This is a genomic window from Caballeronia arvi (assembly GCF_001544695.2).
Classification (GTDB): domain Bacteria; phylum Pseudomonadota; class Gammaproteobacteria; order Burkholderiales; family Burkholderiaceae; genus Caballeronia; species Caballeronia arvi.
Window position 1 is genome coordinate 513,945 of sequence record NZ_FCOM02000001.1, and the last position, 24,814, is coordinate 538,758.

26 protein-coding genes are annotated in these 24,814 nt (G+C 64.9%); 14 read left to right on the forward strand and 12 right to left on the reverse strand.

The features are described from left to right. Positions 1 to 76: 76 nt before the first annotated feature. Positions 77 to 1,360 carry a 4-aminobutyrate--2-oxoglutarate transaminase gene (gabT, locus tag AWB74_RS02245; protein ID WP_061145284.1) on the forward strand — a complete coding sequence of 428 codons (1,284 nt, stop codon included), beginning with the start codon at positions 77 to 79 and terminating at the stop codon, positions 1,358 to 1,360. Positions 1,361 to 2,025: 665 nt separating this feature from the next. Then, positions 2,026 to 3,486 (forward strand): NAD-dependent succinate-semialdehyde dehydrogenase, encoded by a 1,461-nt coding sequence (locus AWB74_RS02250; protein ID WP_061145100.1) that lies wholly within the window; start codon positions 2,026 to 2,028, stop codon positions 3,484 to 3,486. Between the two features lie 67 nt (positions 3,487 to 3,553). Here the strand turns inward: AWB74_RS02250 and AWB74_RS02255 are convergent, their stop codons facing one another. Then, positions 3,554 to 4,162 carry a hypothetical protein gene (locus AWB74_RS02255; RefSeq protein ID WP_327361100.1) on the reverse strand — a complete coding sequence of 203 codons (609 nt, stop codon included), beginning with the start codon at positions 4,160 to 4,162 and terminating at the stop codon, positions 3,554 to 3,556. A gap of 259 nt (positions 4,163 to 4,421) precedes the next feature. Here AWB74_RS02255 and AWB74_RS02260 point away from each other — a divergent pair, with 259 nt between their 5' ends. Further along, on the forward strand, positions 4,422 to 5,585 hold the full coding sequence (locus AWB74_RS02260) for a metallophosphoesterase (protein ID WP_061145101.1): 1,164 nt from the start codon (positions 4,422 to 4,424) through the stop codon (positions 5,583 to 5,585). A gap of 201 nt (positions 5,586 to 5,786) precedes the next feature. Here the strand turns inward: AWB74_RS02260 and AWB74_RS02265 are convergent, their stop codons facing one another. From AWB74_RS02265 to AWB74_RS02290, 6 genes are all read right to left on the reverse strand, one after another. Beyond that, complete coding sequence (locus AWB74_RS02265) at positions 5,787 to 6,296, reverse strand: hypothetical protein (RefSeq protein WP_143749135.1); 510 nt, start codon at positions 6,294 to 6,296, stop codon at positions 5,787 to 5,789. A gap of 111 nt (positions 6,297 to 6,407) precedes the next feature. Then, positions 6,408 to 7,454, reverse strand: coding sequence for a patatin-like phospholipase family protein (locus AWB74_RS02270; RefSeq protein WP_061145103.1), 1,047 nt, complete (start codon positions 7,452 to 7,454; stop codon positions 6,408 to 6,410). A gap of 61 nt (positions 7,455 to 7,515) precedes the next feature. Then, positions 7,516 to 8,097: a hydrolase gene (locus tag AWB74_RS02275; RefSeq protein ID WP_061145104.1), complete on the reverse strand. Its 582-nt coding sequence runs from the start codon at positions 8,095 to 8,097 to the stop codon at positions 7,516 to 7,518. A 36-nt stretch (positions 8,098 to 8,133) separates the two neighbouring features. Then, positions 8,134 to 8,616, reverse strand: a complete 483-nt coding sequence (gene msrB / locus AWB74_RS02280) for a peptide-methionine (R)-S-oxide reductase MsrB (RefSeq protein WP_061145105.1) — start codon at positions 8,614 to 8,616, stop codon at positions 8,134 to 8,136. Positions 8,617 to 8,659: 43 nt separating this feature from the next. Further along, positions 8,660 to 9,421 (reverse strand): ABC transporter permease, encoded by a 762-nt coding sequence (locus AWB74_RS02285; protein WP_061145106.1) that lies wholly within the window; start codon positions 9,419 to 9,421, stop codon positions 8,660 to 8,662. Further along, positions 9,418 to 10,344 carry an ABC transporter ATP-binding protein gene (locus tag AWB74_RS02290; RefSeq protein WP_061145107.1) on the reverse strand — a complete coding sequence of 309 codons (927 nt, stop codon included), beginning with the start codon at positions 10,342 to 10,344 and terminating at the stop codon, positions 9,418 to 9,420. Before AWB74_RS02290 ends, AWB74_RS02285 begins: the two co-directional genes overlap by 4 nt. 119 nt (positions 10,345 to 10,463) lie before the next feature. Here AWB74_RS02290 and AWB74_RS02295 point away from each other — a divergent pair, with 119 nt between their 5' ends. Together AWB74_RS02295 and AWB74_RS02300 are read left to right on the forward strand one after the other, a co-directional pair. Continuing rightward, complete coding sequence (locus AWB74_RS02295; protein WP_061145286.1) at positions 10,464 to 10,955, forward strand: 2,4'-dihydroxyacetophenone dioxygenase family protein; 492 nt, start codon at positions 10,464 to 10,466, stop codon at positions 10,953 to 10,955. A gap of 114 nt (positions 10,956 to 11,069) precedes the next feature. After that, positions 11,070 to 11,921: a 3-hydroxybutyryl-CoA dehydrogenase gene (locus tag AWB74_RS02300; protein WP_061145108.1), complete on the forward strand. Its 852-nt coding sequence runs from the start codon at positions 11,070 to 11,072 to the stop codon at positions 11,919 to 11,921. On the opposite strand, the gene AWB74_RS02305 is transcribed toward AWB74_RS02300, so the two are convergent. Both AWB74_RS02305 and AWB74_RS02310 read right to left on the reverse strand, forming a co-directional pair. Further along, complete coding sequence (locus AWB74_RS02305; RefSeq protein WP_061145109.1) at positions 11,909 to 12,859, reverse strand: glutathione S-transferase family protein; 951 nt, start codon at positions 12,857 to 12,859, stop codon at positions 11,909 to 11,911. The genes AWB74_RS02300 and AWB74_RS02305 overlap by 13 nt on opposite strands. Before the next feature lie 22 nt (positions 12,860 to 12,881). Next, entirely contained in the window at positions 12,882 to 13,853 is a 972-nt protein-coding gene (locus AWB74_RS02310) for an alpha/beta fold hydrolase (protein ID WP_061145110.1), read from the reverse strand. Positions 13,854 to 13,959: 106 nt separating this feature from the next. Here AWB74_RS02310 and AWB74_RS02315 point away from each other — a divergent pair, with 106 nt between their 5' ends. The 7 genes from AWB74_RS02315 to AWB74_RS02345 all read left to right on the forward strand — a co-directional run bounded on the left by AWB74_RS02315 (position 13,960) and on the right by AWB74_RS02345 (position 19,548). Next, positions 13,960 to 14,874 (forward strand): LysR family transcriptional regulator, encoded by a 915-nt coding sequence (locus AWB74_RS02315; protein ID WP_061145287.1) that lies wholly within the window; start codon positions 13,960 to 13,962, stop codon positions 14,872 to 14,874. Between the two features lie 95 nt (positions 14,875 to 14,969). Then, positions 14,970 to 15,314, forward strand: a complete 345-nt coding sequence (locus tag AWB74_RS02320; protein WP_087038797.1) for a YXWGXW repeat-containing protein — start codon at positions 14,970 to 14,972, stop codon at positions 15,312 to 15,314. Between the two features lie 156 nt (positions 15,315 to 15,470). Continuing rightward, positions 15,471 to 16,055 (forward strand): RNA polymerase sigma factor, encoded by a 585-nt coding sequence (locus tag AWB74_RS02325; RefSeq protein WP_061145111.1) that lies wholly within the window; start codon positions 15,471 to 15,473, stop codon positions 16,053 to 16,055. Further along, complete coding sequence (locus AWB74_RS02330) at positions 16,052 to 16,492, forward strand: hypothetical protein (RefSeq protein WP_061145112.1); 441 nt, start codon at positions 16,052 to 16,054, stop codon at positions 16,490 to 16,492. The genes AWB74_RS02325 and AWB74_RS02330 overlap by 4 nt, the downstream gene beginning before the upstream one ends. Further along, a complete protein-coding gene (locus AWB74_RS02335; protein WP_061145113.1) occupies positions 16,489 to 16,971 on the forward strand; it encodes a periplasmic heavy metal sensor in 483 nt (160 codons plus the stop codon). The genes AWB74_RS02330 and AWB74_RS02335 overlap by 4 nt, the downstream gene beginning before the upstream one ends. Before the next feature lie 14 nt (positions 16,972 to 16,985). Then, complete coding sequence (locus AWB74_RS02340) at positions 16,986 to 18,395, forward strand: DUF1800 domain-containing protein (RefSeq protein ID WP_235024458.1); 1,410 nt, start codon at positions 16,986 to 16,988, stop codon at positions 18,393 to 18,395. 4 nt (positions 18,396 to 18,399) lie between these two features. After that, on the forward strand, positions 18,400 to 19,548 hold the full coding sequence (locus AWB74_RS02345; protein WP_061145115.1) for a DUF1501 domain-containing protein: 1,149 nt from the start codon (positions 18,400 to 18,402) through the stop codon (positions 19,546 to 19,548). Positions 19,549 to 19,551: 3 nt separating this feature from the next. On the opposite strand, the gene AWB74_RS02350 is transcribed toward AWB74_RS02345, so the two are convergent. Genes AWB74_RS02350 through AWB74_RS02360 form a run of 3 tightly spaced genes read right to left on the reverse strand, consistent with a single transcriptional unit; the run spans position 19,552 to position 22,537 of the window. After that, positions 19,552 to 20,187, reverse strand: a complete 636-nt coding sequence (locus AWB74_RS02350) for an ankyrin repeat domain-containing protein (RefSeq protein WP_061145116.1) — start codon at positions 20,185 to 20,187, stop codon at positions 19,552 to 19,554. Further along, a complete protein-coding gene (locus AWB74_RS02355) occupies positions 20,184 to 20,798 on the reverse strand; it encodes a c-type cytochrome (RefSeq protein ID WP_061145117.1) in 615 nt (204 codons plus the stop codon). Before AWB74_RS02355 ends, AWB74_RS02350 begins: the two co-directional genes overlap by 4 nt. After that, positions 20,798 to 22,537: a pyrroloquinoline quinone-dependent dehydrogenase gene (locus AWB74_RS02360; protein ID WP_061145118.1), complete on the reverse strand. Its 1,740-nt coding sequence runs from the start codon at positions 22,535 to 22,537 to the stop codon at positions 20,798 to 20,800. Before AWB74_RS02360 ends, AWB74_RS02355 begins: the two co-directional genes overlap by 1 nt. Before the next feature lie 319 nt (positions 22,538 to 22,856). Here AWB74_RS02360 and ydiK point away from each other — a divergent pair, with 319 nt between their 5' ends. Both ydiK and AWB74_RS02370 read left to right on the forward strand, forming a co-directional pair. Then, a complete protein-coding gene (gene ydiK, locus AWB74_RS02365; protein ID WP_200821910.1) occupies positions 22,857 to 24,029 on the forward strand; it encodes an AI-2E family transporter YdiK in 1,173 nt (390 codons plus the stop codon). 191 nt (positions 24,030 to 24,220) lie between these two features. Continuing rightward, complete coding sequence (locus tag AWB74_RS02370) at positions 24,221 to 24,757, forward strand: DUF6572 domain-containing protein (RefSeq protein ID WP_061145119.1); 537 nt, start codon at positions 24,221 to 24,223, stop codon at positions 24,755 to 24,757. Positions 24,758 to 24,814 lie beyond the last annotated feature (57 nt).

Here is a 24,814-nt window from a genome sequence, read left to right on the forward strand (position 1 = left end):
AGTCGTTACTGATTCGATTCAGCCGTATTGACCTCATCGACACCGCGCCAAGGAGATTCCCGCCGTGACCACGACCCTGAAGAACGCCGCCCTGCAAGCCCGCAAGAACGCCGCAACCCCGCGCGGCGTCGGCGTGATGTGCGATTTTTACGCGGCGCGCGCCGAGAACGCCGAACTGTGGGACGTCGAGGGACGGCGCTTCATCGATTTCGCGGCGGGCATCGCGGTGTGCAACACGGGGCATCGTCATCCGAAGATCGTCGAAGCGATCCGCGCGCAGCTCGACTGCTTCACGCACACCGCGTATCAGATCGTGCCGTACGAGTCGTATGTGTCGCTCGCGGAAAGGATCGGCGCGCGCGCGCCGTCCCGGTATCCGAACAAGACGGCGTTCTTCACGACGGGCGCGGAGGCCGTCGAGAACGCGGTGAAGATCGCGCGCGCCGCGACGGGCCGTCCGGGCGTGATCGCCTTCACGGGCGGCTTTCATGGCCGCACGCTGATGGGCATGGCGCTGACCGGCAAGGTCGCGCCGTACAAGATCGGCTTCGGGCCGTTCCCGTCGGACGTGTATCACGCGCCGTTTCCGAATCCGCTGCATGGCGTGTCGGTGGACGAATCGCTGCGCGCGATCGCCCATCTGTTCAAGGCGGACATCGAACCTGCGCGCGTGGCGGCGATCATCTTCGAACCCGTGCAGGGCGAAGGCGGTTTCAATCCCGCGCCTGTCGAGTTCGTGCGCGGCCTGCGCAAGATCTGCGACGAGCACGGCATTCTGCTCATCGCCGATGAAGTGCAGACCGGCTTCGCGCGCACCGGCAAGCTGTTCGCGATGGAGCATTACGACGTCGTGCCGGATCTGATGACGATTGCGAAGTCGCTGGCGGGCGGCATGCCGCTGTCGGGTGTCGTCGGACGTGCGGACATCATGGATGCGGCCGCGCCGGGCGGTCTCGGTGGCACGTATGCGGGCAATCCGCTTTCGGTGGCGGCGGCGCACGCGGTGCTCGACATCATCGACGAAGAGAAGCTCTGCGAGCGTGCGGTGGTTTTGGGTGACAAGCTCAAGGCGAAGCTGCGGGCGCTCAAGACCAATGTGCCGCAGATCGCCGATGTGCGCGGGCCTGGCGCGATGATCGCGGTCGAGTTCTGCAAGCCTGGGTCGCATGATGCCGATGCTGCGTTCGCCAAGCTCGTGCAGACGCGGGCGCTCGAGCGCGGGTTGCTTTTGCTGGTTTGCGGTGTGTATTCGAATGTGGTTCGGTTCCTGTTTCCGCTCACCATTCAAGAGGCGGTTTTCGATGAGGCGCTTGGGATTCTTGAAGAAGTTATGACGGAAGCCGTCGCTGTGGCGGCTTGATTTTGTTGGTTGGCTGTTTGTCGTGGAGTCCTGTTTTGATGTCGGTCTATTAGCGTTGCCCCTCCCCGGGGCGGGGGTAACTTTCTTTGCTGCTGCAAAGAAAGTCACCAAAGAAAGCAGCTTTTCGACCCAGAGTGCTTCACACCGGCCCCGGCACAGGCGATTGGCTGAATGGAACCCAGAGTAGCGAGTGTTCCCATTGTTGTGCCGGGCGTGGACCGCACACGGTCTGACAAGCTAGTACCCAACGAATACTGGTTCAGCACAAAATAGCTTCGGCACAGCGCTGCGCGCTGCCGCCGGGTACGCAAGGGAAACCAACAGTGGGCGTGGGCTAATACGTGTGCTCACGCAAACCTGATTGACCGGACGGCCGCGAAGCGGGCTGGAGCTATCAGGTGCTGAACCAGTCAGTAGTGCGGTGCGATGTGGCGGACCGTGCGCGATCCAAGCCCGGTACGACCTTTGAGGGCACTCGCTACTGCCGGACCACGAGAGTAGTTCTGTGCCGCGGCCGGTATGAAGTGCTTAGGCTGGGGAGAGCTGCTTTCTTTGGTTACTTTCTTTGCAGCAGCAAAGAAAGTGACTGCCGCCCCGCACAGGGGCAAAGCTAATTAACCAACACGAATACGGGATCCGGCAAAAAGAAACCCGAAATCAGAGGAATGCAAACAGAAATGAACCTGAAAGACCCGACGCTGCTACGCCACGCCGCCTTCATCGCAGGTGAATGGCAACAATCCGACGATGGAAGCACCTTCGAAGTCATCGACCCATCGAACGGCGAATCCCTCGGCCCGGTCCCCCACATGGGTGCGAACGAAACCAAACGCGCCATCGATGCGGCCAACGCCGCCTGGCCCGCCTGGCGCCAAAAGACGGCAAAGGAACGCGCCGCCATCCTGCGCCGCTGGTTCGACCTGATGACCGAAAACGCCGACGATCTCGCGCTCATCCTCACCACCGAGCAAGGCAAGCCGCTCGCCGAAGCAAAAGGTGAAATCGCCTACGCCGCGTCGTTCATCGAATGGTTCGCGGAGGAAGGCAAGCGCGTCGCCGGCGATACGCTCGCGTCGCCCGCCGCCGACAAACGCATCGTCGTGACGAAGGAGCCGATCGGGGTCTGCGCGGCGATCACGCCGTGGAACTTCCCCGCCGCGATGATCACGCGCAAAGTCGGGCCGGCGCTCGCGGCCGGCTGCCCGATCGTCGTGAAGCCCGCCGAAGCAACGCCCTTCTCCGCATTCGCGCTCGCCGTGCTCGCCGAGCGCGCCGGCATTCCGAAGGGCGTGCTCAGCGTCCTGACCGGCGATCCGAAAGCGATCGGCGGCGAAATGACGAGCAATCCGATCGTGCGCAAGCTGTCATTCACCGGCTCGACCGCGGTCGGCCGCCTGCTGATGGCGCAAAGCGCGCCGACGGTCAAGAAGGTGACGCTGGAACTCGGCGGCAACGCGCCGTTCATCGTGTTCGACGACGCCGATCTCGACGCCGCCGTGGAAGGCGCGATCGCATCGAAATATCGCAACAGCGGACAGACCTGCGTCTGCACGAACCGCTTCTACGTGCATGAGCGCGTGTACGACGCCTTCGCGCAAAAGATGGCGGCGGCGGTCGGGCAGCTCAAGGTCGGACGCGGCACCGAAAGCGGCGTGTCGCTCGGACCGCTCATCAACGAAGCGGCCGTGAAGAAGGTCGAGTCGCATATCGACGATGCGCTCGCGAAAGGCGCGTCGCTCGCGTCGGGCGGCAAGCGTCACACGCTCGGTCACGGCTTCTTCGAGCCGACCGTGCTGACAGACGTCACGCCCGACATGAAAGTGGCGAAGGAAGAAACCTTCGGCCCGCTCGCGCCGCTCTTCAAGTTCTCATCCGACGATGAAGTCGTACGCCTCGCCAACGACACCGAGTTCGGCCTCGCCGCTTACTTCTATAGCCGCGACATCGGCCGCATCTGGCGCGTGGCCGAAGCGCTCGAATACGGCATGGTCGGCATCAACACCGGGCTGATCTCCAACGAAGTGGCGCCGTTCGGCGGCGTGAAGCAATCGGGCCTCGGCCGCGAAGGCTCGCACTACGGCATCGACGATTACGTCGTCATCAAATATCTCTGCATGGCGGTGTGATCGCATAATTGGAAAGGCCCCGGCATTCGACATGCCGGGGCCTTTCGACTTACGACAACCGCGCGTCTCAGTTCGAAGCCGTCGCCGCGGGCGGCGTCACCTGAACCGCCAGCGCCGACACGAACACGGCGTGAACGTTGTCGCCCTTCTTCAACTTGCTTACGTCGAGGTTCTTCGCGATGTCGAGCTTCACGGTGTTCTGCGGGCCGCGCAGCGTGATCGTGCGCTTCGCCGCGTCGACGCTCACGACGGTAGCAAGCACTTCGACCTTGCGCACCGCATCGAAGCCGGCAACGACGTTCGCGCCCGACGCAGGTGCGACCATGGTCGTGTCGACGCGCGCGCGATCGGTCTTGTCGCCCGTCGCCTTGCTGATGTCCATCAGCAGCGCGTTCTTGTAATACACGTCCACGACGTCGCCGACCTTCAGGTTGTCGAAATTCTTGACTTCCTTGACGACCGGCAGCATCACGTCGCCGCTCTGATCTCGCAGCATCAGCACGCGGTTGGCCGAATCGATGCCCACGATCGTCGACTGGAGATGAATCGGGTTTTCCGCCATCGTCACTTGCTCGGCCGTCTTCGCGAGCGAATCGGTCTGTGCGAATGCGGCACCCGCCGATGCTGCGATTGCGGTCATCGCCAGGATCGAAATTGCACGCAACTTCATGTTCATGCGCCTACTCCTCTTCTCGAGTTTTGCATTGCTAATGTCTTTGAGACTGACAATGCGATTACAGGAATTAAACGGAGGATTTATACCGCCCTGCACCGGTGAAAGTCCAAAGCGTGCGCAATTTTTTGCAATTGAGGGAATGCGGCGCAGCGGTGCGCCGAAGGCGGCGAGTTTTTCAAGCGGGTAGAATCGGCTCTGGCTCCGGCGCTGCCGTCCGTCATGCGCCTTTTTGCCGCTTCTTCGATCTCTCAGGGGCGCTATGCGACGCTCGGCTTTCTTTCTCCGCTTTATCGGCATCGGCATTCTGTTTCACATCTACGTCGGCGTGCGGCTCATCCCGGCCGCGCCCGTCGGCATGCCGCTCAAGGTGCTGGCGGCGGCCTTGCTCGCGGCGTCGGTGATCCTCATTCCGCTCGGCATGGCGGCGCGTCAGATCGAACCGCAAGCGCTTGCCGATCGGCTCGCATGGTTCGGGCTCACCGCACTCGGCTTTTTCTCCTCGCTGCTTCTCCTGACCTTTGCGCGCGACGTGATGCTCTTCTTCGTGCATCTCGTCGACTGGCTGCGCGGCGCGCCTGTCGGTTCACCGGCACTCGTCGCATATAGCGCGCTGGCGGTGCCGATGCTCGCCGTGCTCTTCTCCGCGATCGGCTTCTACAACGCGCGCCGGCGCGCGCCGGTCGTGAGCGTCGACGTGCCCATCGACGATCTGCCCGCCGCGCTCCACGGTTTCACCATCGTGCAGATCAGCGATATTCACGTCGGCCCGACGATCAAGCGTCACTATGTGGAGCGCATCGTCGCGGCGGTGAACGGGCTGGAACCGGATCTGATCGCGGTGACGGGCGATGTCGTCGATGGCAGCGTGCCGAATCTGGCCGACCACACGCGCCCGCTCGCCGGTCTGTCCGCGCGGCACGGCGCGTTTCTCGTCACCGGGAATCACGAGTATTACTCGGGCGCGGACAAGTGGATCGCCGAATTCCGCCGCCTGGGGCTGAACGTGCTGCTCAATCAGCACGTCGTGCTGAACCACGACGGCGCGCAGGCCGTGGTTGCGGGCGTGACGGATTACAGCGCGGGCAGTTTCGATCCCGCGCATCGCAGCGATCCCGCCAAGGCGATCAGCGGCGCGCCCGACGACGCCGCCGTGCGCGTGCTGCTCGCGCATCAGCCGCGCAGCGCCACTGCGGCCGCCGAAGCGGGCTTTACCTTGCAGCTTTCAGGGCACACGCACGGCGGCCAGTTTCTGCCGTGGAATTTCTTCGTGCGCTTGCAGCAGCCCTTCGTCGCGGGGCTCGTGAAGGTGAACGGGCTGTGGGTCTACACGAGCCGCGGCACCGGCTATTGGGGACCACCGAAACGCCTGGGCGCGCCGTCCGAGATCACGCGGGTTCGGCTGGTGCCGTCGACGCCGGCATGACGCTGGTGACAACACGAAAAAAGGGACGCGCGCCGCGGGTGCGACGCGCGTCCGGCGCTCGGGGATAAGCGCTGCGCCCGGACACGGGGATGAACGGACGCTCTCGACGTGGCAGGCGGGGTCCCGCCAGCGAGTGATGCAAAGTTAAGGGAACCGAAATAACGGGACCACTAGAACTTTCTTAAAGCGCGCCGCCGTTCATTACTTCTTTTGTGCCGGTTTCGCGCGGTTGTTCACCACATCGACCCTGACAGTCGCGCCGCTTGCGAGCGTGCCCGCCTGCCGCGCATCGCGCGCGCGCACTTCGATGGGCAGGCTGTCCGCATCCTTGAGCATGACGACGCCCGTTGCGGTGTCGACGCTCGCCACTTGCGCCACGAAACGCTTGTCGCCGGGCACGGCCTGCTGAAGCTTGGCATGCCCGATCGGTGTCAGCGTGACGGGCTGCAGCACGGAACTCTTGATGCGCGTGCCGAGCGGCAGCTTGTCGAGGTCCTGCATATCGGGGCTCACGTTCACTTGCGTCGCGACGCCTTGTGCGTTCACGACCGTGACGCGATGCGCGCTTGGATCGACCGCTTTCACCTCGCCGATGACCTGCACGACCATGAGTCCTTCGATGTTCGATGCTGCTTGTTCCGCCATCGCAGGCCCACCCTGCAGCGCGATCAGCAAAGCTGCAAAAATGAATCCGAGTGTTCTTGTGTTCATGATTTTCTCCTTCGTCATGTGCCGCTTTTCAGGCCAAACAAGAGATTGTGCCGGTGAATCGCCCATCCGTCCCACAATGGCAGCGCGAAATTTTGTGCCAGACGGACTGGGCTACGCCTTCGCCGATACCGCCGCGGGCGTCGTCGCATAGACGCTCCGGTGCGGAGCAGTGCCTTCTCTCGGCCAGTCGGAGCGCGCATCGAAGAACCATTCGGCGCGCTCGCGGCCCTTGCGGATCAGCGCATGCAAGAGCGCGGGATTGCGATCGAGTTTCGATGCATAGTCGAGCGGCCCGGGATAATCCTTCGCGTCGAGATGCATCTGCACGACGCGAACCTTGATCGGCTTATAGCGCTGCGCGAGCGATGCGTCGGCCTTCAGCCATTCGTTCACGCGTGTCGTGAAGTAGAGCTCCTGTCCAAGCGCGAGATTGCCGGACAACTCGTTGCGCCGGTCGATGATCTCGTTCATCGATTCGGGCAGTTCCTCGCGATGCTGCGGATTGATCTGCACGACCCAGATTTCGTCGGGGCGCATGTCGATCGCGAAATCGGTAAACTCGCGCACCGGCGGATTGCTGCTGAAGAGGCCGTCCCAGCACATGCGCCCGTCGGCCGCGACCGCGCGATACAGCGGCGGCACCGCAGCCGATGCCACCAGCTGATCCTGATCGAGCCTGTCGCCGGGGAAGATCACGCGATCGCCCGTGCGCACATCGGTCGCGCCGACGAGAAGCGTGGGCTTCGCGCGTTGCTCAGGCGCGGCGGGTAGCGACGCGAACGGCAGATGCTTGTCGAGCAGCTCGCGCAGGCGCTCCTCGGCGATCGGCGGATACAGATACGGGCTGATCTCCGCATTGACGGGCAAGCGCGCGTACCAGGTGCCGAGCGCGTTGGCGACGATATCCGGCCCCTCGCGCGCCTCCAGATCCTTCCAGAAAGCGGCGAGGCGCTTTCGGGCGTCGGCGGGGCCGCCGAGCAGCAAGCCTGCCCACGCGAGTGCGCTGCACATCGCGCCGCCGGAGGTTCCGGACAGCGCGACAAGCTCGAAGCGGCTGAAGCATGCGTCGCTCAACAGCCGGTCGAGCACGCCCGCGGCGAACGCCGCATGGCTTCCGCCGCCCTGACACGCGATCGCTACCTTCGGAATGGCCGCCATCACCGCACCTCATTCGTCCGTCGATATCGGACGTACGCTACAGCATAGGCGACGCGCGCCGCTATGCCAGCGCCGCCAGCACCTGTTGCGTCGAACGGAGCCGGCCAATGCGCGGAAAAATGTAACGGCACGTCGATTCGTGCGTATCGGCGTGCAGATCGCTCATCGCGTCTTCGACGAAAATCTGCTGATAGCCGCGCTCGTGCGCGCCGCGCGCAGTGGTATCCACGCCGATGGCCGTCGCGATGCCGCCCAGCACGATCGTATCGATGCCGCGCCGGCGCAGATGGGAATCGAGATCGGTGCCGTGGAATGCGCCCCACTGCCGCTTGGTGACGACGATGTCCGATGCCTGCACGTCCAGCTCCGCGCACAGTTCGCTCCAGCCCGCGGGCTCGGGCGCTTCCTGCGCCTGCCCCGCGTCGGTGATCGGGCGCAGGCCGCCCGGCGCGTTCGGGAACGCGACTTTCACGAGCACGACCGGTGCGCCGAGCGCGCGGAAACGCTCGGCGAGCGCACGCGCGTTGGCGAGCACGTTCGCCGCGGCGTGAGGCTGCACGGGCAACGCGGCGATGCCCTTCTGCAAATCGATCAGCACGAGCGCGGTCTTCGCGGCATCGAGCACGAGTTGGGATGCGTTCATGGGAAAGCCCGAAGAAAGGTGGATGGGTGCGCGGTGTCACGCTTCGTCCGGAAGGAACTCGAGCGCCACGCCGTTCATGCAGTAGCGCAGGCCGGTTGGCTTCGGACCGTCGTCGAAGACATGGCCAAGATGGCCGCCGCACCGCCGGCAATGCACCTCGTTGCGCATGTGGCCGGTCGCTTCCGCGTGCATCGCGACGGCGCCGTCGAGCGGCCTCCAGAAACTCGGCCAGCCGGTGCGGCTGTCGAATTTCGTCGCCGACGAGAACAATGCGAGGCCGCATCCGGCGCACGCGTAGTTGCCGTCGCGGTCTTCCTTGAGCAGCGGGCTCGCGAACGGCGGCTCGGTGCCGCCGCGCCTGAGCACGCGATATTGCTCCGACGACAGACGCCGTCGCCAGTCCGCGCTGCTATGGTCGATTTCGTACGATCGGGCGGGCGCCGATGAACCCGCGCCGCCCGTGAACGCCGCCGCCATCACACCGAGGAAATTGCGCTTCGTGCGTTTCATGATTTTCATCCGATGAACGCCCTCATGCCCGGCCGCCGTGCCGCGCGCCGCTCTAGGTTTTGAGCCGGTATCCCGTCCTGAAGATCCACGCGACGATCCCGACGAATACCGCCAGAAACACCAGCGTCATGCCGAGGCTCACGCCGACTTCGACATCGGCAAGCCCGTAAAAGCTCCAGCGAAAGCCGCTGATCAGATAGACGACCGGATTGAACAGCGCCACGGTCTTCCAGAACGGCGGCAGGATATTGATCGAATAGAAGCTGCCGCCGAGAAACGTGAGCGGCGTGACGATCAAGAGCGGAATGATCTGCAGCTTCTCGAAGCCGTCCGCCCAGATGCCGATGATGAACCCGAGCAGGCTGAACGTCACGGAAGTCAGCAGCAAAAATACGATCATCCACACGGGATGATCGATTCTGAGCGGCACGAACAGTCCTGCCGTCAGAAGAATGATCAGCCCGAGAATGACGGATTTGGTCGCGGCCGCGCCCACGTAGCTCAGGACGAGCTCGAAGTACGACACCGGCGCGGACAGCAATTCGTAGATCGTGCCGGTGAACTTCGGAAAATAAATGCCGAAAGACGCATTGGCGATGCTTTGCGTGAGCAGCGACAACATCACGAGACCGGGCACGATGAACGCGCCGTAACTGATGCCGTCGACTTCCGGAATGCGCGAGCCGATGGCAGCGCCGAACACGACGAAATAAAGCGACGTGGAAATGACCGGCGACACGATGCTCTGCATCAGCGTGCGTCCGGCGCGCGCCATCTCGAAACGGTAGATCGCGCGAACGGCATATAGATTCATTTGGCTTCCCTGACGAGGCTCACGAAGATGTCTTCGAGCGAGCTTTGCGTCGTTTGCAGATCCTTGAAACGCACGCCGGCTTCATCGACATGGCGCAAGAGCGCGATGATGCGGCCCGGTTCGTCGTGCGCGTCGTACGTGTACGTGAGCTCGCCGCCGTCCGCCGAGCGCGCGAGGGCGTAAGGCGCGAGCGGCGCGGGAATCTCGGCGAGCGGCTGTTCGAGCTGCAGCGTGAGCTTCTTCTGCCCGAGCTTGCGCATGAGCTCGCGCTTTTCCTCGACGAGCACGATCTCGCCGCGGTTGATCACGCCGATGCGGTCCGCCATCTCCTCCGCTTCCTCGATGTAGTGCGTCGTCAGGATGATGGTCACGCCGTTGCTCTGCAACTCGCGCACGAGGTCCCACATGTCGCGGCGCAGTTCGACATCGACGCCCGCGGTGGGCTCGTCGAGAAAGAGGATTTCGGGCTCGTGCGCGAGCGCTTTCGCGATCAGCACGCGCCGCTTCATGCCGCCCGACAGCGTCATGATCTTGTTGTCTTTCTTCGCCCACAGCGACAGCGACTTCAGCACTTTCTCGACGTACGCCGGATTCTTCGGCCGCCCGAACAGGCCGCGACTGAACGACACGGTCGCCCAGACGGTCTCGAAGGCGTCGGTGGTGAGCTCCTGCGGCACGAGGCCGATCATCGCGCGCGCGGCGCGATAGTCGGTGACGATATCGTGACCGGCGACGGTGACCTTGCCCTCGCTCGGATTCACGATGCCGCACACGGTGCTGATGAGCGTCGTCTTGCCCGCCCCGTTCGGGCCGAGCAGCGCGAAAATTTCGCCGCGCCGGATCTCGAGATTCACGTCCCGAAGCGCGCGGAAGCCCGACCCGTAGGTCTTGGACAGATTGGAAACGGTGATGATGGTTGGCATGGCGGGACGATAGCAGATACCGCGCGATCCGGCTCGGCCGGCGGGGTCGTCCGTTCGGCCAATGGTGGACGCGCGCCGCGCTGCCTACAATGCACTGCTGAATGCAAGGAGCCGACATCATGCTGTTCGAACAGATCCAGACCGCCTGCCTCAACGACGCCGACCTGCCGTGGGTGCCGTTCACGCCCTACAGCGAGCGTGTGCTCGTCAAGTATTTCAAGCTCGACCCGGTGCGCGGCGAAGTCATCGCGCTGATGAAGGCGCCGGCCAAAGGCCAGATGCCGCGGCATCGGCATACAGGGACGGTAATCGTCTACACCGTCGAGGGGCGCTGGAAGTATCGCGAGCACGAGTGGATCGCGGAGCCGGGGAGCATCGTGTACGAGACTGCGGGATCGAGCCACACGCCCGAAGCGCTGCCGTCCGACGCCGATTCCGATGCGGACGGCGCGGACATCGTCACGCTCAACATCATTCAGGGCGAACTGCTTTTCGTGAACGACAGCGGCCAGGTGCTCGCGGCCGAAAACTGGAAGAGCGGCTGGGACCGATACGCTGCCTTCTGTCATGCAAACGGCATTGCGTTGAAAGATTTGACGGCTTTCGGGTAACGTCGTGGCCTGCATCGCTGGTTAGAATCGTTCCCTGAGAGCGCCTTCGCGCGCATTCGAACATTTCCGGTTTGCCGGCGCCTCACGCCGGCGCAGATCAAGGAGGAGCAGAGCATGAAGATTCAGACCGTCGGCATCGTCGGTGCGGGAACCATGGGCAACGGCATCGCGCAGGTCGCGGCCGTCGCGGGCTTCAGCGTGGTGCTGATCGACGTCACCGACGCCGCGCTCGCAAAGGGCATCGCCACGCTTACGGGCAGCCTGGAGCGGCTCGTGTCGAAGGACAAGTTGGACGCCTCCGCGCGCGATGCGGCATTGAAGCGCATCGAAACCTCGACCGATTACGCGCGTCTCACCGTTGCCGATATCGTGATCGAAGCGGCCACAGAGAACGCCGAGCTCAAGAACCGCATCCTGAAGCAGATCGAAGACGCGGCGCGGCCGGATGCGATCATCGCGTCGAACACGTCGTCGATTTCGATCACCGCGCTCGCCGCGATGATCGCGACGCCCGAGCGTTTCATCGGCATGCATTTCTTCAATCCGGTGCCGCTGTTGCCGCTCGTCGAAGTGATCCGCGGCGTGCAGACGAGCGATGAAACCGCCGCCGCCGTGCGCGAGCTGACCGAGAAGCTCGGCAAATCGCCGATCGGCGTGCGCAATTCGCCGGGCTTCGTCGTCAACCGCATTCTCGTGCCGATGATCAACGAAGCGTTCTACGTGCTCTATGAAGGCGTCGCGAGCGCGGAAGAAATCGACGCAGGCATGAAGCTCGGCGCGAATCATCCGATCGGCCCGCTCGCGCTCGCGGACCTGATCGGCCTCGACGTGTGTCTCTCGGTGATGGACGTGTTCCTCAAGGACTTCGGCGATTCGAAGTACCGCGCGTGCCCGCTGCTGCGCGAGCTCGTCGCGGCGGGGCGGCTCGGACGCAAGACGAAGCGCGGCGTCTATCAGTACGACTGATCCGCAGCGAAATCGAGCACCGGTCCGGCGGGCACGATGCCCGGCGGATTGATCGTGCGATGACTCTCGTAGTAATGCCGCTTGATGTGGTCGAAGTTCACCGTCGCGGCGACGCCCGGCATCCGGTAGATCTCGCGCAGGTACTTCGAGAGATTCGGATAGTCCGCAATGCGCCGCAGGTTGCACTTGAAGTGGCCGACATACACCGCGTCGAAGCGCACGAGCGTCGTGAAGAGGCGGATATCGGCTTCCGTGAAGCGCTCGCCAGTCAGATAGCGGCGCGTGTCCAGCCGTTGTTCCAACACATCGAGCGTATCGAAGAGCGGCAGTATCGCTTCCTCGTAGGCGGCTTGCGTGGTCGCGAATCCCGCCTTGTAGACGCCGTTGTTGAGCGTGTCGTAGATGCGCGTGTTGAGCGCGTCGATCTCTTCGCGCAGCTCGCGCGGATAGTAATCGCCCGGTTTCGCGCCGATGCCATCGAACGCCGAATTCAGCATGCGAATGATCTCCGACGACTCGTTGTTCACGATCGTCCCGCGCGCCTTGTCCCACAGGATCGGCACAGTCACGCGGCCGGTGTAGTGCGGGTCGGCGGCGGTGTAGACCTGATGCAGCCAGCGCGCGCCGTTGACCGTGTCGGGCACGACGCCGGGGCCGTCGTCGAAGGTCCAGCCGTTTTCCAGCATCAGCCAATTCACGACCGAGACGTCGATCATCGCTTCCAGTCCCTTCAGCGCTCGCATGATGAGCGTGCGATGCGCCCACGGGCACGCGAGGCTCACGTAAAGGTGATAACGCCCCGCCTCGGCCTTGAAGCCGCCTTCGCCGTCCGCCGTCACCCGGTTACGGAACGCGGCGTCCTTGCGCACGAAGCGCCCGCCGGTGGATGACGTGTCGTACCACTTGTCCTGCCATTGCCCGTCGACGAGCAGTCCCATTTCAGTTCTCCTTTGATGGTTTTCAGTTGGACGAAGTCGCATCGATGAAGTGCACGAGTTGCGCCATCGTCGCATCCGGCGCTTCCTCCATCAGCCAGTGTCCCGCGCCCGGCACGACCACGCCCTGCACGTTCGTCGCGACGAGCTTTGCCTGATCGATCAGAAACGTGCCCGACGCGCGCTCGCCGGCCAGAACCAGCATCGGCATCGGCAACGGCGTTCTGGCGAACGCGGCGAAATCGTCTGCATCTTGCGTGAACGTGTGGAAATACTCGAACCCCGCGCGCATGCGGCCGTTGCGCGCGTACTGCGCCGAATAGTAGCGGCGATCCGCTTCGCTCACCGAATGCGCGGGATCGGCGGCGAAGTCGTTCCAGAAATGCTCGAAGTAGGTGCGCTCGCGGCCGCGCACGAGTTGTTCGGGCGTCGCGCCGTAGAAGTTGAAGTGCCATTTGTCGCGCAGGAGCCAGACCTTTTGCCAGTCGCCGACGCCGGGCAGGAAGGCGTCCATCAGCACGATGCTTTCGACTTCGTCGGGATACTGCGCCGCGTACGCATACGCGACCATCAGCCCGATGTCGTGCCCGACCAGCTTCACCTTGCGATACCCGAGCGCGCGCACCATCGCGTGGATGTCTTGCGCCATCGTCTTCTTGTCGTAGCCGGAAGCGGGCATCGCCGAGCCGCCGGCGCCCGGCAGGTCCGGCGCGATCACGACGCGCTCGCCCGCGAGACGCGTCATCAGCGGTTGCCACATGTGGCTCGTTTCCGTGTAGCCGTGCAGCAGCACGACGGGCGTCGCGTCGCCGTGACCGGCCTGGAGATAGTGAAGCTCGACGCCGTTCGCCTCGATCGTGTGCGACCGGATCGCGCTCGTGGCGGCGATCGGTTGCGGCGCGGGCGGCGTGTTCGCGGCATGCGCGGTCGGTTGCAGCGCGGCGGCGGCAAGCAGCACGCCCGCGGCGCGGCGAATCGTGTGCAGGAAGGTGTTCATCGTTCAGCTCCGTCGAAGGTTGGGTTTGACCCGATGACTCATGTTGGACCGCCGCACCCGCTTTGCCGTACGATCCGGACGATGAACTCGTTCGATGGAGTCGAACATGTTGTCAGAGGAAGAACTCTCGCTGCTCGACGCGATCCGCGAAACCGGCAGCCTGTCGCGCGCGGCGGCGCGGCTCGGCAAGGCGCCGTCGACGATCTCGCATGCCGCGCGGCAACTCGAAACGCGCTTCGACGCGCTGCTCTTCGACCGGCGCCGCTATCGCCTGCAGCTGACGCCCGCCGGCCACCTGCTCGCCGACGAAGCCGCGCGCCTCATGCTCGACGTGTCGCGGCTCACGCAGCGCGTGAAGCAGATCGCGAGCGGCTGGGAAGACCGGCTGTGGATCGTCTGCGATGAAATCCTCGAATTCGAAACGCTGTTGCCGGTCGTGCAGGCGTTCGATGCGCTCGATTCCGGCGTCGCGCTGCGCATCACGCACGAAGTCCTTTCCGGTACCTGGGAAGCCCTGCGCGACGGCCGCGCGGACCTGATCGTCGGCGCGACCAACGAGCCGCCCGCGATTCCCGGCCTGCGCTGGTTCGAGCTCGGCGTCATGCAATGGACCTTCGCGGTGTCGCCGCGTCATCCGCTCGCTGGCGTGAACGGGCCGCTCAAACGCGAGCAGATCGCGGCGCATCGGGCGGTCGTCGTCGCGGATTCGTCGCGTTCGGCGGGACGGGCGTACGGCGTGCTCGGCGGCCAGGCCGCGCTCGCCGTGCCGACGATGCGCGCAAAAATCCTCGCGCAGCGGCAAGGGCTCGGCACGGGCTGGGTGCCGCGTCATCGCGTGGACGCGCTGCTTGCGCGCGGCGAACTCATCGAAAAGGAAACCGCCGATCCGCGCGAGCCGAATGTGCTGTACGTCGCGTGGCGCGGCGATCACGAAGGCCGCGCGCTGCAATGGTGGATCGAGCAGTTACGGCAGCCGCGCCTCGCGAAACGTCTCGTCGATGGACTGACGATATCGGCGTAATGGCTCGTTACAAAGTCGTCGCGCGGCAAGCGACGGAATACCGCACGCCGCCACGTTCAAGTTCTCGTCGCAATCAGAAATCGACGGGAGAGAACATGAAGAAAACTTGCACGCCGCTGCGCGCGGCATTGTCGGCGGCGCTTTCGGCCGCGGTATTCGCGCCGGTCATCGCGGTGTCGTTCGCGGCACTGCACAGCACGCCGGCCAGCGCACAGGCCGTCATCATCGCGCCGTCCGCGCCGCCGCCGATGCGCGTCGAGCCACCGCCGCCGCCGCGCTCGGGTTACGCGTGGGATCCGGGCCACTGGCGCTGGACGCACGGCGGCTATGTCTGGGCGCCGGGCCACTGGCGGCCGGTGCGCGCGGGCTATCGCTGGATTCCGGGACATTGGGTGCAGCGCGGGCCGAACTGGCGCTGGGTCGAGGGGCACTGGGCATGAACCGGCTGAAAGCCCTGCTCGCGGCGGCGCTCATCGCCGTGACGGTCGCCGGATGCGTGGTGTATCCGGCGCATCCTGTCTACTATCGCGGGCCGGTCGTCGTTTACTGAAGAGCGCCCGCGCAGTCCGACATGCGCAACGAAACCCGACACCACTTTGAACGAAGAAGATCCGGATACCGCGCTCATTGCCCGCGTCGGCAATCGGGAACCGGGAGCCATCCGCGAGATCGTCGCGAAGAAGCTCCCGCGCATCGTCACGCTCGCCGCGCGCATGCTCGGCGATCGGGACGAGGCCGACGACGTGGCCCAGGAAGCGTTTCTGCGCATCTGGAACATCGCGCCGAAGTGGCGCTCCGGCTCCGCGCGCTTCGATACCTGGCTGCATCGCGTGACGCTCAATCTGTGTTACGACCGCCTGCGCCGTCATCGGGAGACGACGTCGTCGGACGATCTTCCCGAAGCAGCCGATCTCGCGCCCTTGCCCGACGAGCGTCTCGCCACGACCCACGCGAGCGCGCGCATCCAGGCGGCGCTCGCGACGCTGCCCGCGCGGCAACGCGAGGCGCTCGTCCTGCAGTACTACCAGGACCTGCCGAACGCGGAAGCGGCGGCACTGATGGGCGTGAGCGTCGAGGCGCTCGAAAGCCTGCTGGCGCGTGCGCGCCGCAATCTGAAAACCGCGCTCGCGGATCTCGCCAGGCCGGGCGATGACGATGACGCTCCGAAGGAACATCGATGACACCCGAACGATTTCGCCACATCACCGAGGCATACGGCGCGTCGCCGGACCGCTGGCCTGAGCATGAACGCGACGCGGCGCTCGCCCTCGTGAATGCCGGCGACGAAGAAGCGCTCGCCGCCCTCGCCGATGCCCGCGCGCTCGACGGCCTGCTCGACGCGCACGCCATCGCGGCGCCGGGCGCGGAACTCGCGCGACGCATCATCGAATCCGCGCCGACGCGCCCGCCGCGCGCGTTCTGGCGGCGTCCGCGCATCTGGTTCTCGGGCGTGGGCTTCGTCGGCGCGGGCGCGGCGGGCGTCGCGGTGGGCGCGCTGCTGGTTTCGCTGCTCGCGCCCGCGCCGGCGTCGATGGATAACGCGCACTTCGGCGTCTTCGAGCAGTCGTGGTCGGGCACGGCCTTCGGCGGCGCCTCTTCGGACTGGAGCGATCAATGAATCCACGCACGCTGAAGACGCTCGCAGCGGTGTCGCTCGTGCTGAACGTGTTTCTGCTCGGCGCGATCGCGGGCGGCGCGTACTGGCTGTCGGGACCGTTCGCGCATCAGCGCACGGAAGCCGCGCAACAACGCGGCATTCGCTTCGCGGCGGCGGATCTTTCGCCGGAACGCCAGCGCCAGTTGCGCGACGCCTTGCGCAAGACGCGGCGCGAAAGCCTGCCGCTGATCCGCGATGCGCGCGACGGACGCATCGATCTCGCGCATCGGCTCGCGGCGCAAGACTTCGATCGCCGCGCGCTCGACGACGCCCTCGCCCGCACGCGCGAAGCCGATGTCGCATTGCGCGCGCGCATCGAAGGCACGGTCGCGGATTTCGCGTCGACGCTGACGCCGCAAGAGCGGCTCAAGCTCGTTGGCGCGATGGAACGGTACGGCCCGCTGCGCGCGGTGCCCGCCGATGAACGTCCGCAGCAATGACAGTGGAGCACATCATGACCATCGCCATCGCGTTGAACCGATTCGGGCTCGGCGCGCGGCCGGGCGAGCTGCTCCCCGCCGATCCGCGCGGCTGGCTCGCGCAACAGGCCGACCCGCGCCAGAGCACGTATCGGCCGATGCCGCCCGCGCTGAGCGGCCAGCCGTCGAGCGCCGCGCTCGCCGCGCAGTTCGCCGAACGCCAGCGGGCGCTGCGCGACGCCAGCGACGCCGACAAGCCCGCCGCCCGCATGCTATATCGCGAGCAGCTTCGCGACGTGTACCGCGATGCCGTCGATGCCCGCGTGACGAGCGCGCTGACGACGGACACACCGTTCATCGAACGCCTCGTGCATTTCTGGGCGAACCACTTCGCCGTATCGATCGACAAGCCGCCCGTCGCGATGCTGGCTGGATCGTTCGAAAACGAGGCGATCCGCCCGCACGTGCTCGGGCGCTTCGAGGACATGCTGGTCGCGGTCGAGCGGCATCCCGCGATGCAGATTTTTCTGGATCAGCCGCGCTCCGTCGGTCCCGACAGCCCGGCCGCCACGCGCGCCGCGATGCGCGATCCGAACGCGAAGCGCGGCCTCAACGAAAACCTCGCGCGCGAAATCATGGAACTGCATACGCTCGGCGTGCGCAGCGGCTACACGCAGACCGACGTAACCGAATTCGCGCGCGCGCTCACCGGCTGGAGCCTCGGCGCGATGACGCCGAAAGCGGCGAACAATGCCAACGATCCCGCGCCGCCCGGCCAGTTCGTGTTCCGCGCGCGTCTGCACGAACCAGGCGCGCGCACCGTGATGGGCAAACAATACGCGCAAGCGGGCGAAGCCCAGCCGCTCGCCGTGCTGCACGATCTGGCCAACGCGCGCGCAACCGCGCATCACATCGCGGAAAAGCTCGCGCGCCACTTCGTCGCGGATACGCCACCGCCTGCGCTCGTCGACAAGCTCGCGGATGTTTTCAGCGATAGCGGCGGCGATCTGCCTTCGGTGTATCGCGCGCTCATCGATGCGCCCGAAGCGTGGACGAACGCGCCCGCCAAGTTCAAGACGCCGTGGGACTGGACGATTTCATCGCTGCGCGGACTCGGCCGCCGCGATCTGCAAGGCATGCGCGCGGCGCCACTTCTGACGCAACTGGGCCAGCAAGTCTGGCGTCCCGGCTCGCCCGCCGGGTATGACGATATCGCCGCGAGCTGGGCCGCGCCCGATGCGCTCGTGCGCCGCGTCGAGCTGGCGCAGCGCTTCGCCGCGCGTTTTGCTCAATCCGCAGGCGACACGCTCGACGCCCGCGCGCTCGGTCCGCAACTGCTTCCCGGCTCGCTGTCCGACGCAACCGCGAATGCCGTGTCACGCGCCGACACCGCGCCGACCGCACTTGCGTTGTTGCTCGTATCGCCCGATTTTCTGAGGAGATGAAACCATGCTGACGCGTCGCAAATTCTTGTGGTGCGCGGGCGCGGGCGCCGGCGCGATGCTCGTCGCGCCGCAGTTCGTGTTCGCTTCCGCCGAAACCGACCGCCGCTTCGTGTTCGTGATCCAGCGCGGCGCGGCCGACGGGCTGAACATCGTCGTGCCGTATGGCGATCCCGCTTATGCGACGTTGCGCGGACCGCTCGCGATCGACGCATCGACCGCGACGAAGCTCGACGGCACCTTCGCGCTGCATCCGTCGCTCGCGGCGACCGCGCAGATGTATCGCGACAAGGAGGCGCTGTTCGTGCACGCGGTGGCGTCGCCGTATCGCGAGCGCTCGCACTTCGACGGCCAGAACGTGCTCGAAACCGGCGGCGCCGCGCCGTATCGGCTGAAGGACGGCTGGATGAACCGCCTGCTAGCGATGCTGCCCGCGCCGCGCACCGATGCCATCGCGTTCGCGCCGACCGTGCCGCTCGCGCTGCGCGGCCGCGCGGAAGTGACGTCGTATGCGCCGTCGTCGCTGCCGCAGGCGCCGGACGATCTCATCGCGCGCGTGTCGCAGCTCTACGCGGGCGATGCGCAGCTTCATCCGTTATGGGATGCCGCGATGCAGGCGCGCGGTCTCGCCGCCGATGCGGGCGCGCGCCAGAATCCGGCGAGCCTCGGCAAGCTCGCGGCGAGCTTCCTGAGCAAGCCCGATGGCCCGCGCATCGCGATGATCGAAACCGGCGGCTGGGACACGCACAGCGCGCAGAATCCGCGTCTCGCCACGCAACTGAAGGCGCTCGACACGATGCTCGCCGCCCTGCGCGATGGCCTGGGCGTTCACTGGGCGAACACGACGGTGCTGGTCGCGACCGAGTTCGGCCGCACGGCGGCGGCGAATGGCACGGGCGGCACGGATCACGGCACGGCGTCGGCGGCGATGATCGTCGGCGGCGCGGTGGCGGGCGGACGCGTGCTCGCGGACTGGCCGGGACTCGCGGCGGCATCGCTGTATCAGGCGCGCGATTTGAAGCCGACGATCGGGCTCGATGCGGTCATCGCGAGCGCGGCGGGCGAGACCTTCGGCATCGATCCGCAGCAAGCGCGCGCGGCGCTCTTTCCGGATGGCAGCGCGCAACGGTTGGGACAACGAATTCTGAGAACTTGACGTTCATCCCTTCGACAGCAGCGCCGCGACATGCGTGGAACCGGTCTGCTCGGCGATGTCCTTCGCCGTCATGCCGCGGTCGTCGCGCAGATCGCGTCGCGCGCCGCGTGCAAGCAGCATCGATGCGGTGGCTTCCTGATCGTAGCCCGCCGCCCACATCAGCGCCGTGAGGTGATTCCGATACGCCGCATTCACATCGACGCCGGCATCGAGCAAACGCTGCACGATCGCCGTGTGCCCGCGCCCGGCTGCATACTCGATCGCGGTCTTGCCGATGCGGTCGGCCGCGGCGGCATCGGCATGATGCGCGATCAGGAGCGCGGCGATTTCGTCGTTGCCGTCAAAGGCGGCGGCCATCAGCGGCGTGATGCCCTGCACGTCCGCCCGGTTCACGTTCGCGCCCCGCTCGATCAGCATGCGCGCCATCGGCGTCAGGCCTTTCTTGCACGCGCTGATGAGCGGCGTGTCGCCGATGCGGTTGCGTGCGTCGATCGCCGCGCCTTCGTCGATCAGGCGCGTGACGTCCGCCTGATCGCCCGCGCGCGTCGCGGAGAGCAATCGTTCGTTGAGCGTGTAGGTGTCAGAGTCGGCTTGGGCGGCCGCGCAGACCAGCATCATCGACAGGACGAGCGCTTTCATTGCAGATTCGCGATGTAGTTCGCGAGGTTCTCGATATCCGCGTCCGTCAGGTTCTTCGATACGCTCGTCATGTTGCCCGCGTCGTTCGTGCGCTTCTTGTCGCGGAAGTCCTGCAACTGCTTGACGATATACGGATACTGCTGCCCCGCGACGCGCGGAATCTCGTTCTGCCCCGAGAAGCCGCCGAGATGGCACATCGTGCAGAGAATCTCTTCGGACTTCTTCCTGCCCGCCTCGACCTTGATTGGGTCCGCCTTGAAATCGGTGGCGATCGGCTTTTGCGCGGCGAAGTAATCCGCGAGCACGTGCATGTCGTCGGGCGTGAGATTCTCGGCCATCGGCGACATGCGCGGGTCGCTGCGGCGGCCCGCCTTGAAATCGCGCAGTTGCAGATAGAGATAACGCGACGTCTGCCCCGCGAGCGACGGATACTCGCCCGTCGTCGAGTTGCCGCCGAGCCCGTGACACGACGTGCAGATGGCCGCCTTCGCTGCTGCGGCGGCGGCCGCGTCGGCGGCGCGGGATAACGAAGGCAGCGACAACAGCAGGCACGCGATGATCCACAGCGCGTAGACGAGCCAGATACGCACACGGATCGCGCGCGTCTTCATCAAGGCAGCGCGAACACGAGCACACTGTTGCCACGCTTGGCGTCGATCTGCGTGTTGCCGCCCGCCGCGACCGCGATGTACTGCTTGCCGTTCACCATGTACGACACCGCCGGCGCATTGACGCCCGCGCCGCACTGGAACTCCCAGAGCTTGCGGCCGTTGGCGGCGTCGAAGGCGCGGAAGAGCCCGTTGGCTTCGCCGTTGAACACGAGCCCGCCCGCGGTCGCGAGCACGCCGCCGATCAGCGGCTGCTCCGTCTTGAAGCCCCACGCGATCTTGCCGGTGTCGACATTCACTGCGACGAGCCTGCCCCACTGCTGCTCCGACGGAATCACCTTGAACGCGCCGCCGAGCCACAGCTTGCCGCCGGGATACGCCACTTCTTCGACCTGATAGGTCATCGGCTGATGCAGGTTCGCCGCGTAGGCCATGCGCGTCTTCGGACTGAACGCCATCGGCGACCACTCGACGCCGCCGTTCGCGCCCGGCAGCATGCGCGCGCCGGTGGGCGTCGGCAGGGTCCAGACGCCTTCCTGCGGAATCATCGCGTCGGAAATGCGGATGATTTTCCCGTCGCGGCGGTCGTGCACGTACACGAAGCCCGTCTTGCCGCCGTGGAGGATGCCGGGAATCATCTGCCCGTTCTTGTCCTTCACGTCGACGAGAATCGGCGGGCTCGCCGCATCGAGATCCCACACGTCGTGCGCGATGTATTGGTAGTGCCACTTGTACTTGCCGGTATCGAGCTCGATCGCGACGAGCGAATCGGTGTAAAGATTGTCGCCGGGGCGGATCGCGCCATAGAGATCCGGCGACGGATTGCCGACCACGAAATACACCGTGCGCGTCTGACGATCGATCGCGGGCGCCATCCACACGCCGCCGCCGAGCGTCTTCGTGAAATCCGTGCCCTTGTCCGCGAGCGTCTTCTTCTCCGCGGCGATATCGCGCTTCATGTTGCGGCCGACGGCATCGTTCTCGGCCCATACGCCTTCGCTGCCCGTGTCGGGAATCGTGTAGAAAGTCCACAGCAACTGGCCCGAGTTCGCATCGAACGCCTTCACGAAGCCGCGTATGCCGTACTCGCCGCCGTTCGTGCCGATCAGCACCTTATCCTCGACGACGACCGGCGCCATCGTTTCCGAATAGCCCTCTTCCGGATCGGCGATCTGCGTCGACCAGAGCACGTTGCCGGTCTTCGCATCGAGCGCGACGAGCTTCGAATCGAGTGTGCCCATGAAGAGCCGGTTGCCCGAAATCGCGACGCCGCGATTGTTCGGCCCGCAGCAGAAGGTCGTGACCGGACCCATCTTGTGCTTGTAATGCCAGAACTCCTTGCCCGTGACCGCGTCGATCGCATAGACGTGGTTGTACGAGGTGGTGAGGAACATCACGCCGTTCGAGACGATCGGCGCGGTTTCCATCGACTCCATGACCGCTGTCTGGAAGATGAACGCGGGCTTGAGCTTCGCCACGTTCGACGTGTTGATCTGCGTCGCGGGTGCGTAGCGCGTTTCGGCATACGAGCCGTTCGAGTGCAGCCACGACGCGCTGTCGCCCGCGGCGCCGTCGAGCTGCTGCTGCGAGATCGGCCGCAACGTCGATGGAACCGGCGCGGCTTGCGTCGTGTTGACGTTCTGGACTTCGTCGGCGGCCTGAATTCCGGGCGATGTCACGATCGCGAAAGCACCGAAGGCAACAATGAGCGGAACGAGCGAAGTGCGGGAAAAACCGGCCATGACAGTCTCCCAAATCGTTCTTGTATCGTCCTCGAGGCACACGGCGGAGCATGGCCTGCTCTCTTCTGTATCCGCAAAAAGAATAGGCAATTTAATAACGCATTTCCAGCAAACATCGAAGGCTTCGTTCGATGCGCCACGCATGCGACGAAGGGTATTTCATGGGCAGGCGCGCGACGATTTTTAGTAGTATGGATTGGGTGCCGTTATCATTGCGTCCGTCACGCCGGAAGCGGCTTGTTGTTCATCGCTCGTTGCGCGTCGTCGCTTTAAGTTTCCCATCGCGCGGCATCGACCATCAATTTCATCCGGACGCACCATGCCAATCCTCTCCAACGGGCAGCCGAATCCGAATCCCCGCCAGCCGGTGGATATCGCCCGCATCCTGCTCGTCATCACGATCCTGACCGCGCTCACGGTCGGCAGCCTCTACGTGCTGCGCCCGTTCCTGCCGGGTCTCATCTGGGCAACGACGATCGTCGTCGCGACCTGGCCGCTCATGCTCGCCGTGCAGCGGCGCTGCGGCAACCGCCGCTGGATCGCGACCACCGTGATGCTGCTCATTCTGCTGATCGTCATCGTGCTGCCGCTCTATTCGGCGATCTCGACGCTCGCGGTGCACGGCGCCGACATCATGGCCGCCATCAAGAGCCTGCCGAGCTATGCGCTGCCGCCGCCGCCGAACTGGGTGCACGATGTGCCGCTCGCGGGCGCGCGCATTTCGAAGGAATGGCAGACGCTCTCGGACGCGGGCCCCGGCGGCCTGCTCGCGAAGCTGGAACCGTATGTGACGATCGCGGCGCGCTGGATGCTTTCTCATGCCGCCGTCGTCGGCGTGTTCGTGATGCACATGCTCATCACCATCGTCATCTCCGGCATTCTGTATATGAACGGCGAGGCGGCGGGACGCTTCATCGTGCGCTTCGCGACGCGCATCGCCGCGCAGCGCGGCGCGGAAGCCGTGAAGCTCGCCGGCCTCGCGATTCGCGCGGTGGCGCTCGGCATCGTCGTGACGGCGGTCACGCAGTCGGCGCTCGGCGGCATCGGGCTCGCGCTCGCGGGCGTGCCGGCAGCGGGCATCATCACGGCCGTCATGCTGATGCTGTGTCTCGCACAGATCGGCCCGCTGCTGCCGCTCCTCGGCGGTGTGGCCTATCTCTTCTGGCACGACGCGCACATCGCCGGATCGCTGCTGCTCGTGTGGTCGATCATGATCGCCATGCTCGACAACTTCCTGCGCCCGATCCTCATCAAGCGCGGCGTGAATCTTTCGATGCTGCTGATTCTCTCCGGCGTGCTCGGCGGCATGTTCGCGTTCGGAATAGTCGGATTGTTCATCGGTCCCGTGATTCTCGCGGTCACATCGACGATCCTGAATGCGTGGGTCAACGAGCAGCCGCCGCTGCCGCAAGTCGAAGCGATGAGTAACGAGGAAGTCGCCAAAGCCACGTCGGCTGCGGATCTCGCGGATGCATCGCGGAGACGGACGTGATTGATAAATAGATTCGTATTTTGTCGCAATTGTTTGCGGCAATCAGATTGCGCTTAATTCGATAATTCGGATTCTTACGAAAATGAGATTTTCTCCGATTAAATAGCGTGTTTCACGATAATCGGGCGGTGAAGGTCCGCTACAATACAAACCTTTGATACTTGCCCGATTCAGGGCGCAGGGGATTGACCATGTCTTTGCGCGACGTGGACGCCATCGATTACATCGGAGTGAACATTCTCTTCAAGCGCGTATATGTCGGGCTCTTCGACGAGCTCGACTGGCGCGATGAACGAGAACACCAGGATTTGCTCACGAAAAAAGTCGACCGCTACATTCGTTATATTCGCTCCGGCAAGTTACTGTTGAATTATCCGAAAGTTCGCGGTTATGAGATCGTGATCGAATATGTGTCGACGCATTCCATGCCTTCCTCTGCGCGCGAATTCTGGAAATCGCGCGAACGCTTATTGGCCGATGCCGGATACACCACGCGTGCCCGCGGTGTAGACGTGCGTCCTTCGCTCGGCATCGCGGTCGAAAAACCCGAGCATGTCGAAGCCGAGCCGGTCGAGCCGCCCGCGCTGGAAGTGCTCGATGCCGATCCGCACGCTCAACTTGCCGACGTCACCGATATCTCGTATCTCCCGCCGTTGTCCCCCGAGTCGCGCCGGAGGCAAGCACTCCCTTTACTAAGGCGCCTGGCGATGCGCCAGGCGGCCGGCTGACGAACGCATGACCCCGCAGCAAACAAAAAAAAGCGGTGTGGCTCGAATGTGAGCCAC

Excerpts from the sequence above, each read along its gene's own strand:
- AWB74_RS02250 (WP_061145100.1), top strand. The coding sequence starts at position 2,026 with ATGCAAACAGAAATGAACCTGAAAGACCCGACGCTGCTACGCCACGCC.
- AWB74_RS02255 (WP_327361100.1), bottom strand. The coding sequence starts at position 4,162 with ATGAACATGAAGTTGCGTGCAATTTCGATCCTGGCGATGACCGCAATC.
- AWB74_RS02260 (WP_061145101.1), top strand. The coding sequence starts at position 4,422 with ATGCGACGCTCGGCTTTCTTTCTCCGCTTTATCGGCATCGGCATTCTG.
- AWB74_RS02265 (WP_143749135.1), bottom strand. The coding sequence starts at position 6,296 with ATGAACACAAGAACACTCGGATTCATTTTTGCAGCTTTGCTGATCGCG.
- AWB74_RS02270 (WP_061145103.1), bottom strand. The coding sequence starts at position 7,454 with ATGGCGGCCATTCCGAAGGTAGCGATCGCGTGTCAGGGCGGCGGAAGC.
- AWB74_RS02275 (WP_061145104.1), bottom strand. The coding sequence starts at position 8,097 with ATGAACGCATCCCAACTCGTGCTCGATGCCGCGAAGACCGCGCTCGTG.
- msrB (WP_061145105.1), bottom strand. The coding sequence starts at position 8,616 with ATGAAAATCATGAAACGCACGAAGCGCAATTTCCTCGGTGTGATGGCG.
- AWB74_RS02285 (WP_061145106.1), bottom strand. The coding sequence starts at position 9,421 with ATGAATCTATATGCCGTTCGCGCGATCTACCGTTTCGAGATGGCGCGC.
- AWB74_RS02290 (WP_061145107.1), bottom strand. The coding sequence starts at position 10,344 with ATGCCAACCATCATCACCGTTTCCAATCTGTCCAAGACCTACGGGTCG.
- AWB74_RS02295 (WP_061145286.1), top strand. The coding sequence starts at position 10,464 with ATGCTGTTCGAACAGATCCAGACCGCCTGCCTCAACGACGCCGACCTG.
- AWB74_RS02300 (WP_061145108.1), top strand. The coding sequence starts at position 11,070 with ATGAAGATTCAGACCGTCGGCATCGTCGGTGCGGGAACCATGGGCAAC.
- AWB74_RS02305 (WP_061145109.1), bottom strand. The coding sequence starts at position 12,859 with ATGGGACTGCTCGTCGACGGGCAATGGCAGGACAAGTGGTACGACACG.
- AWB74_RS02310 (WP_061145110.1), bottom strand. The coding sequence starts at position 13,853 with ATGAACACCTTCCTGCACACGATTCGCCGCGCCGCGGGCGTGCTGCTT.
- AWB74_RS02315 (WP_061145287.1), top strand. The coding sequence starts at position 13,960 with ATGTTGTCAGAGGAAGAACTCTCGCTGCTCGACGCGATCCGCGAAACC.
- AWB74_RS02320 (WP_087038797.1), top strand. The coding sequence starts at position 14,970 with ATGAAGAAAACTTGCACGCCGCTGCGCGCGGCATTGTCGGCGGCGCTT.
- AWB74_RS02330 (WP_061145112.1), top strand. The coding sequence starts at position 16,052 with ATGACACCCGAACGATTTCGCCACATCACCGAGGCATACGGCGCGTCG.
- AWB74_RS02335 (WP_061145113.1), top strand. The coding sequence starts at position 16,489 with ATGAATCCACGCACGCTGAAGACGCTCGCAGCGGTGTCGCTCGTGCTG.
- AWB74_RS02340 (WP_235024458.1), top strand. The coding sequence starts at position 16,986 with ATGACCATCGCCATCGCGTTGAACCGATTCGGGCTCGGCGCGCGGCCG.
- AWB74_RS02345 (WP_061145115.1), top strand. The coding sequence starts at position 18,400 with ATGCTGACGCGTCGCAAATTCTTGTGGTGCGCGGGCGCGGGCGCCGGC.
- AWB74_RS02350 (WP_061145116.1), bottom strand. The coding sequence starts at position 20,187 with ATGAAAGCGCTCGTCCTGTCGATGATGCTGGTCTGCGCGGCCGCCCAA.
- AWB74_RS02355 (WP_061145117.1), bottom strand. The coding sequence starts at position 20,798 with ATGAAGACGCGCGCGATCCGTGTGCGTATCTGGCTCGTCTACGCGCTG.
- AWB74_RS02360 (WP_061145118.1), bottom strand. The coding sequence starts at position 22,537 with ATGGCCGGTTTTTCCCGCACTTCGCTCGTTCCGCTCATTGTTGCCTTC.
- ydiK (WP_200821910.1), top strand. The coding sequence starts at position 22,857 with ATGCCAATCCTCTCCAACGGGCAGCCGAATCCGAATCCCCGCCAGCCG.
- AWB74_RS02370 (WP_061145119.1), top strand. The coding sequence starts at position 24,221 with ATGTCTTTGCGCGACGTGGACGCCATCGATTACATCGGAGTGAACATT.